Origin of the sequence: Nonomuraea longicatena (assembly GCF_039525605.1) — a bacterium.
GTDB lineage: Bacteria > Actinomycetota > Actinomycetes > Streptosporangiales > Streptosporangiaceae > Nonomuraea > Nonomuraea longicatena.
Map to the genome: position 1 here is coordinate 82,358 of NZ_BAAAHQ010000037.1, position 7,191 is coordinate 89,548.

Genomic DNA, 7,191 nt, shown 5'->3' on the forward strand with positions numbered 1-7,191 from the left:
GGATTTATGAGCTGAGTTCGTCAACCGCGTACACGAAGGCCGCCGTCGAGATCTTCAACGCCTTCTCGCTGATGTTGCGCACGTCGTCGCACGCCTGGTGGTAGCACCGGTCCATCGGCTCGCCCGCCGTACCGCCGAAGCGCCTGGCCTCCTCCTCCGACTTGTCGGAGTTCGCCCCCGTGAACAACCCGCCCGAGGCGATCCCGGCCAGCACGAACGGCCCGTAGTCCGAACGGCCGCCGAAGTCGATCCCCGCGTAGGGCAGCTTCTTGCGCGTGAAGTAGTCCTCGAAGGCCTTCTCCACCTTCGCCGACCCCTTCGGCCCCGGGCCGTACCCGACCTTGTCGGAGTCGTCGCCGTCGTAGATGCCGTACATCGGGTTCGGCGAGGCGATCATGTCCAGGTTCAGGTACGCCTTGATGTTCTTCTTCTCCTCCTCGCCCAGGCCCCTGACGTAGTGAAAGGACCCGAGCAGCCCCAGCTCCTCCGCCCCCCACCAGGCGAACCGCAGCGGGAGGCCCGGCCGCGCCTTCGCCGCCCGCAGGGCGAGCTCCAACAGCGCGGCGCTGCCCGAGGCGTTGTCGTTGATGCCCGGACCCGCCTGCACGCTGTCCAGGTGCGCGCCCGCCATCACGACCCGGCCCGTCCCCCGCGTCTGCGCGATCACGTTGTGCGTGATGCGCTCCTCGCTCTCGACCCGGGTCGCCACCCGCACCCGCTTCAGCTTGGCCACCTGCTCGCCGACCGCCGGGCCCACCGCGACGACCGGGATCGGCTGCGGCGACTGCAGCGTCCCCTCGAAGGTGCCCTTGTCGTCGACGACGACCAGCGCCTTCGCCCCCGCGTCCACCGCGTGCCCCGCCTTCACCACGAAGGTGCACGTGCCCCGCTTGACCACGGCCACCCGGCCCGCCGTGAACTCCGCGAAGTCCGTCGCCTCGCACCCGTCCCCGGCCTCCTGCGGCGCGGCCGAGACGTCCCCGTTGCCCGAGTACTCCAGCGTGGAGACCCCCGCGAACCGCTTCTTGCCTTCCAGCACCGCGGGCGACAACAGCCGGTAGAAAGGAAAGGAGAACGGCTGCAGCTGTACGGTGTAGCCCGCCGCACGCAGCTGATTGGCGACATAGGCTGCGGATGCGGCGTAGCCGGGCAGTCCAGCAGCTCGATTTCCCCCGTTCGCATCTGCTATGGCTTGGAATGCCTGGAGGTGGGCTAGTACGTTGTCCACCTTGACGCTCAGGTCCCGGCTCACAGCGGGTGCGCTCGGCGCGGCAAGGGCCAGGAGCAACATCGCATGAGTGATCATGGCAAGAGCCTGCCAATCCTCTCCCCCGATGGGGGGAGGACGCGTCGGCGCTGGTGGAGTCCTTACCCGGTACGTTGACTCAGGTGACGTTTGAGGACGCTAGTGGCCAAAGATCGTACGGTCCGGGCCGGAAGGTGCAGAATCGCTGTCGGTGGCGGATATCAGTGAACGGAACGACACGGCGGACCTGGAAGACCAGGACCCCGCCGTCGATGCGGCACGCCGCGAACCCGACGTCTACGTCGTCGAACCGCTGCTTCCGCAACGTCTGCGGCGCCCCTCCGACCTGCTGCGCTTCATGGCCACGCTGCTGGTCATCGGCGCCGTCATCCTGCTGTCCCTCGTAGCCAAGCAGACCCTCAACGGCCTGGCCGGCGACGTCCAGGAGGGCGCCAGCCTCGTCCCCAACCTGCTGAGCCGGGTCGCCTCCTTCCTCGGCGGCGGCGCCATCCTCGTCGTCCCCGTGGCCTTCGCGGTCGAACGCGTCTTCCACCGCGACGGCCTGCGCGTGGCGGAGGGCCTGATCGCCGCCATCATCGGCCTGGTCGGCGCCTTCCTCATCGGCGAATGGGTGACCTCCACCGAGGGCGTCGCCGACCTGCGCCAGCTCCTCACCGGCAACCGGCCGGGCGTCGAGCCGCTCAACTCGCTGCTCACCTCGACCATCGCCTACTGCACCGCCGTACGGATCTCACGCAGACCCACCTGGCGCGCGCTCATGTGGACCGTGGTCGCCCTCTACGTGCTCTCGCTGTTCACCGGCAAGCAGATCACGCTTCCCAGCGCCATGCTCACCGTCCTCACCGGCATGGCCATCGGCTACGCCACCCTCTACGGCATCGGCAGCCCCAACACCCGCCCGCCGGGCAACGCCGTCATCGCCGCCCTGCGCCGGCTCAACTTCACCCCGATCACCGCCCGCCGCGTCGAGGACGACCACCAGGGCAGCCGCCGCTACGCCGTCGGGCTCAAGGACGGCAGCAGCCTCGACGTCACCGTCCTCGACCGCGACCGCCAGGTGGCCGGGCTGCCGTACCGGCTGTGGCGCCGCATCAGGCTCAACTCGGAGACCCGGCGCAGAGCCATCCGCTCCCTGCGCGCCGAGCTCGAACGCGAGGCCCTCATGGCCTACGCCGCCCAGGCGGCCGGCGCCTCGACCCCGCGCCTGCTCGGCACCAGCGAGGTCGGCACCGAGGCCGCACTGCTCGCCTACGAGCACCTGCAGACCCGCCCGCTCGACGCGCTCGCCGACTCCGAGATCACCGACGACCTGCTCGCCCAGATCTGGGAGCAGGTCGAACTGCTGCGCATGCAGCGCCTGGCCCACCGGAGGCTGATGGGCGACAGCATCCACGTCGACCGCGACGGCCGGGTCGTCCTCACCGACGCCCGCAGCGGCGAGATCGCCGCCGGAGACCTGCTGCTCCGCCTCGACATCGTGCAACTGCTCACCTACCTCGGCCTGCGCGTCGGCGCGCAGCGCTCGGTCGTCGCCGCCTCCCGCGTGGTCGGCCCCGACCAGCTCGCCAGCGCGATGCCGCTGCTCCAGCGCATCGCCCTCACCCGCGAGACCCGCTCGGCCCTGGCCAAGAACAAGGGGCTGCTCGGCGAGATCCGCGAGCAGATCCAGGCGCTGAAGCCCGAGGTCACCGTCGAGGAGATCAGGCTCGAACGCTTCCGGCCGCGCACCCTCGTCACGATCATCGCCAGCACCCTGGCCGCGTACTTCCTGCTGTCGCAGCTCAGCCAGGTCAACATCGTCACCGTCGTCACCACCGCCAACTGGGCGTGGTCGCTCCTGGCGCTCGCCGCCTCGGCCGTCAGCTTCGTCGCGGCCGCGCTCATGCTGCGCGGCTTCGTGCCGGAGCCGCTGCCGCTGTGGCGGACCATCCTGGTGCAGTTCGCCTCGTCGTTCGTCAAGCTGGTGACCCCGCCCGCGATCGGCGGCGTCGCCATCAACACCCGCTACCTGCAAAAACGCGGCATCCCGCCCGCACTGGCGGTGGCCTCGGTGGGCGCCTCACAGTTGATCATGCTGATCGCGCACATCGCGTTGCTGCTGCTGTTCGCCTACATCACCGGCTCCAGCACCCCCACCTCGTTCACGCCCCAGCGCGGACTCGTCCTCGCACTGCTGGGCGTGGCCGTCGCGATGGTGGTGATGCTCGGAGTGCCGAGAATCCGGCGGATGCTCACCAAACGGCTGCGCTCGCTCTTCTCGAACGTGCTGCCCCGCCTGCTCGACGTGCTGCAGTCGCCGCTCAAGATGCTGGAGGCGCTGTCGGGCACGGTGATGATCACGATCGCCTTCGTCATCTGCCTCGACGCCTGCGTCTCCGCATTCGGCGGCAAGATCGACTTTACCACCGTGGCCGTCGTCTTCCTGACCGCCAACGCCATCGGCTCGGCCGCGCCCACGCCGGGCGGCCTGGGCGCGGTCGAGGTGGCGCTGTCCGCGGGCCTCACCGTCGCCGGCGTGCCCGCGGAACTCGCCACCTCATCCGTCCTGCTCTACCGGCTGCTCACCTTCTGGCTGCCGGTGCTGCCCGGCTGGGCCGCCTTCACCTACCTGCAGAAACACGCGGCCCTGTGATCCGGTCGATCTCGGCGAGCTCCGCCTCGGTGAACTCCGGGCCGCTCACGCAGGCCACGTTGTCCTCAAGCTGCTTCACGCTGCTCGCCCCGATGAGCACACTGGTCACCCTCGGATCGCGCAGCGCCCACGACAGCGCCATCTGCGCCAGCGACTGACCCCGCCGCCCGGCCACCGCGTCGAGGTCGGCGGCCAGCTTCCGGCTGTCCTCCGCGCGCTCGGCCGACAGGAACCGGCTCGTCGCCGCCCGCGAATCAGCCGGTACGTCCCTGAGGTACCGGTCGGTCAGCAGCCCCTGAGCCAGCGGCGAGTAGACGATGCACCCCATGCCGGCCTCCTCCAGCACCTCCAGCAGCCCGTCCTCGATCCACCTGTTGATCATCGAGTACGACGGCTGGTGGATCAGCAGCGGCGTGCCCAGCTCCCGCATGATCCGGGCCGCCACCACCGTCTGCTCGGCCGTGTAGTTGGAGATCGCCGCATACAGCGCCTTGCCCGAGCGCACCGCGTGGTCCAGTGCCCCCATCGTCTCCTCGAACGGGGTCTCCCGGTCCGGGCGGTGGCTGTAGAAGACGTCGACGTAGTCGAGCCCCATCCGCTTGAGCGACTGGTCGAGGCTCGCCAGCACGTACTTGCGCGACCCCCACTCGCCGTACGGGCCCGGCCACATGTCGTAGCCCGCCTTCGTCGAGATCACCAACTCGTCGCGGTAGGGCGCGAAGTCCTGGGCGAAGATCACACCGAAGTTGCGCTCGGCCGAGCCGTACGGGACCCCGTAGTTGTTGGCCAGGTCGAAGTGCGTCACCCCCAGGTCGAAGGCCCGCCGCAGGATCGCCCTGGAGTTCTCCAGCGGCCGGTTGTCGCCGAAGTTCTGCCACAACCCCAGCGACACGGCGGGCAGCTTCAGCCCGCTGCGCCCGGTGCGGTTGTACGGCATCCGGTCCTCGTACCTGCCCTCGTCGGCCCGGTAGCTCACGCCGTGCCCTCCTCAGTGCCTCGCTCGATGATCCACGACAGCGCGAACGCCTCCTCGCGCCAGGCGTCGTACCGGCCGCTCCTGCCGCCGTGACCCGCGCCCATCTCCGTCTTCAGCAGGAACGGCCCGCCGTTCGCGGTCGCCCGCAGCCGCGCGACCCACTTCGCGGGCTCGTGGTACAGCACCCGGGTGTCGTTGAGGCTGGTGATCGCGAGGATCGGCGGGTAGTCCCTGCCGTCCACGTTCTCGTAAGGCGTGTAGCCCTTCATGTAGGCGTACACCTCCGGGTTGTGCAGCGGGTCGCCCCACTCGTCCCACTCGATCACCGTCAATGGCAGCGACGGGTCGAGGATCGTGTTCAGCGCGTCCACGAACGGCACCTCGGCCACCACTCCCGCGAACTCCTCCGGCGCCAGGTTCGTGACCGCGCCCATCAGCAGCCCGCCCGCCGAACCGCCCCGCGCCACCACCCGCGAGCTCCATCCGGCCGCCCTCAGGTGCCGGGCCGCCGCCACGAAGTCCGTGAAGGAGTTGCGCTTGCGGGTCAGCTTGCCTTCCTCGTACCACCGGCGGCCCATCTCGCCACCGCCGCGCACGTGCGCCACCGCGAACACGAAGCCCCGGTCCAGCAGCGACAGCCTCGGTACGGAGAACGACGGGTCGATTGAACTCTCGTAACTGCCGTAGCCGTACAGGACCGTCGGTGCCGGCGTCGCGGTGTCCTTCCGCTTCACCAGCGAGACCGGCACCCGGGTGCCGTCCTCCGCCGTCGCCCACTCGCGCACCTGCTCGTAGTCCTCGGGGTCGTAGCCGCCGAGCACGGGCTTGCGCTTGAGCAGGATCAGCTCGCGCGTCGCCAACTCGTAGTCGTACACGCTGGGCGGGGTGACCATGCTCGTGTAGCCCAGCCGCAGACGGGTGGTCGTGAACTCGGGGTTGCCCGCCGGGCCCACGTCGTACAGCGGCTCGGGGAAGGGGATCTCGTAGGCGCCGTCGCCCGCCAGGTTCCTGGGATCGGCGGCGGGGCCGTACGGGAGGATGCGCAGGCCCGTCAGGCCCTCCCGCCTGAAGTGGATCACCGCGTGCTCGGCGAAGGCGTCGATCTCCAGAAGCCGGGTGTCGTCGCGATGGGCCACGAGCGCGGTCCACTCGCCCGGCGCGGCGAGCGGGGCCGTGGCCAGCTCGAAGTTCTCGGCGTTCTCGTTGTGGAGGACGTAGAAGAACTCGCCCGCGTGCTCCAGGCCGTACTCGACGCCGGTCTTGCGGGGCCGTACGAGCTGGAACTCGCCGTCGGGTGTGGTGGCGTCGAGCAGCCGCACCTCGCTGGTGATCTTGCTGCCCGCGCCGAGGACCAGGTAGCGCTCGCTGCGCGTCAGCCCGATGCCGACCCAGAACCGCTCGTCGGACTCCTCGTAGACCAGCACGTCGTCCTGAGTGCCGAGCCGGTGCCGGTAGACCTGGTACGGGCGCCAGGCGTCGTCCACCCGCGTGTAGAAGAACGTCGAGCCGTCGGCCGACCAGGCACCGCCGTAGAAGATGTCGGTGATCTCGTCGTCGAGGATCTCGCCGGTCCGGAGGTCCTTGAAGCGCAGGGTGAAGCGCTCGGCCCCCTTGAAGTCGGTGGAGTAGGCGAGCATCGTGCCGTCCGGCGAGACGGAGCTGGTGCCCATGGAGAAGAACTCGCTGTCGCCGGCCAGCTCGTTGCCGTCGAGCAGCACCTGCTCGTTCTCCAGGACCTCGGCGGGGCGGATCTCCGGCGGGGTGTCGCCGGTCGCGGGCACACGGCAGGAGATCGCGTACTGCTTGCCCTCCTCGGTGCGGGTGAAGTACCACCACGCGCCCTTGCGGCTGGGCACGGACAGGTCGGTCTCCTGGACCCTGCCCTTGATCTCCTGGAAGACCTGCGCCTGTACGTCGGACAGATGTGCGGTCTGCGCCTTCAGATACGCGTTCTCGGCCTCCAGGTAGGCGACTGTGTCAGGGTCCTCCTTGTCGGCGAGCCAGGCGTATTCGTCGATCACGGTGTCGCCGTGATGGGTGCGCTCAGTCGGGACCTTCTTCGCCGTCGGCGGCGTGTGGGTGCTCACGTTGGGGAGTCTATGGTCCCGCCGTGATCGTTCTGTGGCCTCGGGAGTGGGCGAACGCGTCTCGAACGGTCGGCGGCGCTGCTAATCTTTCCTCTGCCGCCACCAAGAACATCTGGTGAACGGCGCCCCCTCTCCGATGATCGGTTTGCCAACCGCGCATCGGGTCGGTAAGTTAGAGGGGTTGTCCCGGAAGCGGGGCGGTCGAAATTCTTCTCCAGTTCGATCGCGA

The 7,191-nt window shown here is 69.3% G+C and carries 4 protein-coding genes; 1 reads left to right on the top strand and 3 read right to left on the bottom strand.

Translation table 11 applies throughout. The annotated features are described in order from the left end of the window. Nucleotides 1-4: 4 nt before the first annotated feature. Nucleotides 5-1,306, bottom strand: coding sequence for a M28 family peptidase (locus ABD120_RS29720; RefSeq protein WP_343953467.1), 1,302 nt, complete (start codon nucleotides 1,304-1,306; stop codon nucleotides 5-7). Between the two features lie 151 nt (nucleotides 1,307-1,457). Here ABD120_RS29720 and ABD120_RS29725 point away from each other — a divergent pair, with 151 nt between their 5' ends. Beyond that, nucleotides 1,458-3,899: a flippase-like domain-containing protein gene (locus tag ABD120_RS29725; protein ID WP_343953468.1), complete on the top strand. Its 2,442-nt coding sequence runs from the start codon at nucleotides 1,458-1,460 to the stop codon at nucleotides 3,897-3,899. On the opposite strand, the gene ABD120_RS29730 is transcribed toward ABD120_RS29725, so the two are convergent. Both ABD120_RS29730 and ABD120_RS29735 read right to left on the bottom strand, forming a co-directional pair. Beyond that, nucleotides 3,868-4,875 carry an aldo/keto reductase gene (locus tag ABD120_RS29730; RefSeq protein ID WP_343953470.1) on the bottom strand — a complete coding sequence of 336 codons (1,008 nt, stop codon included), beginning with the start codon at nucleotides 4,873-4,875 and terminating at the stop codon, nucleotides 3,868-3,870. The two genes, ABD120_RS29725 and ABD120_RS29730, sit on opposite strands and share 32 nt — an antisense overlap. Then, nucleotides 4,872-6,962 (bottom strand): S9 family peptidase, encoded by a 2,091-nt coding sequence (locus ABD120_RS29735; RefSeq protein WP_343953471.1) that lies wholly within the window; start codon nucleotides 6,960-6,962, stop codon nucleotides 4,872-4,874. Before ABD120_RS29735 ends, ABD120_RS29730 begins: the two co-directional genes overlap by 4 nt. Between the last annotated feature and the right edge of the window lie 229 nt (nucleotides 6,963-7,191).

Excerpts from the sequence above, each read along its gene's own strand:
- ABD120_RS29720 (WP_343953467.1), bottom strand. The coding sequence starts at position 1,306 with ATGATCACTCATGCGATGTTGCTCCTGGCCCTTGCCGCGCCGAGCGCA.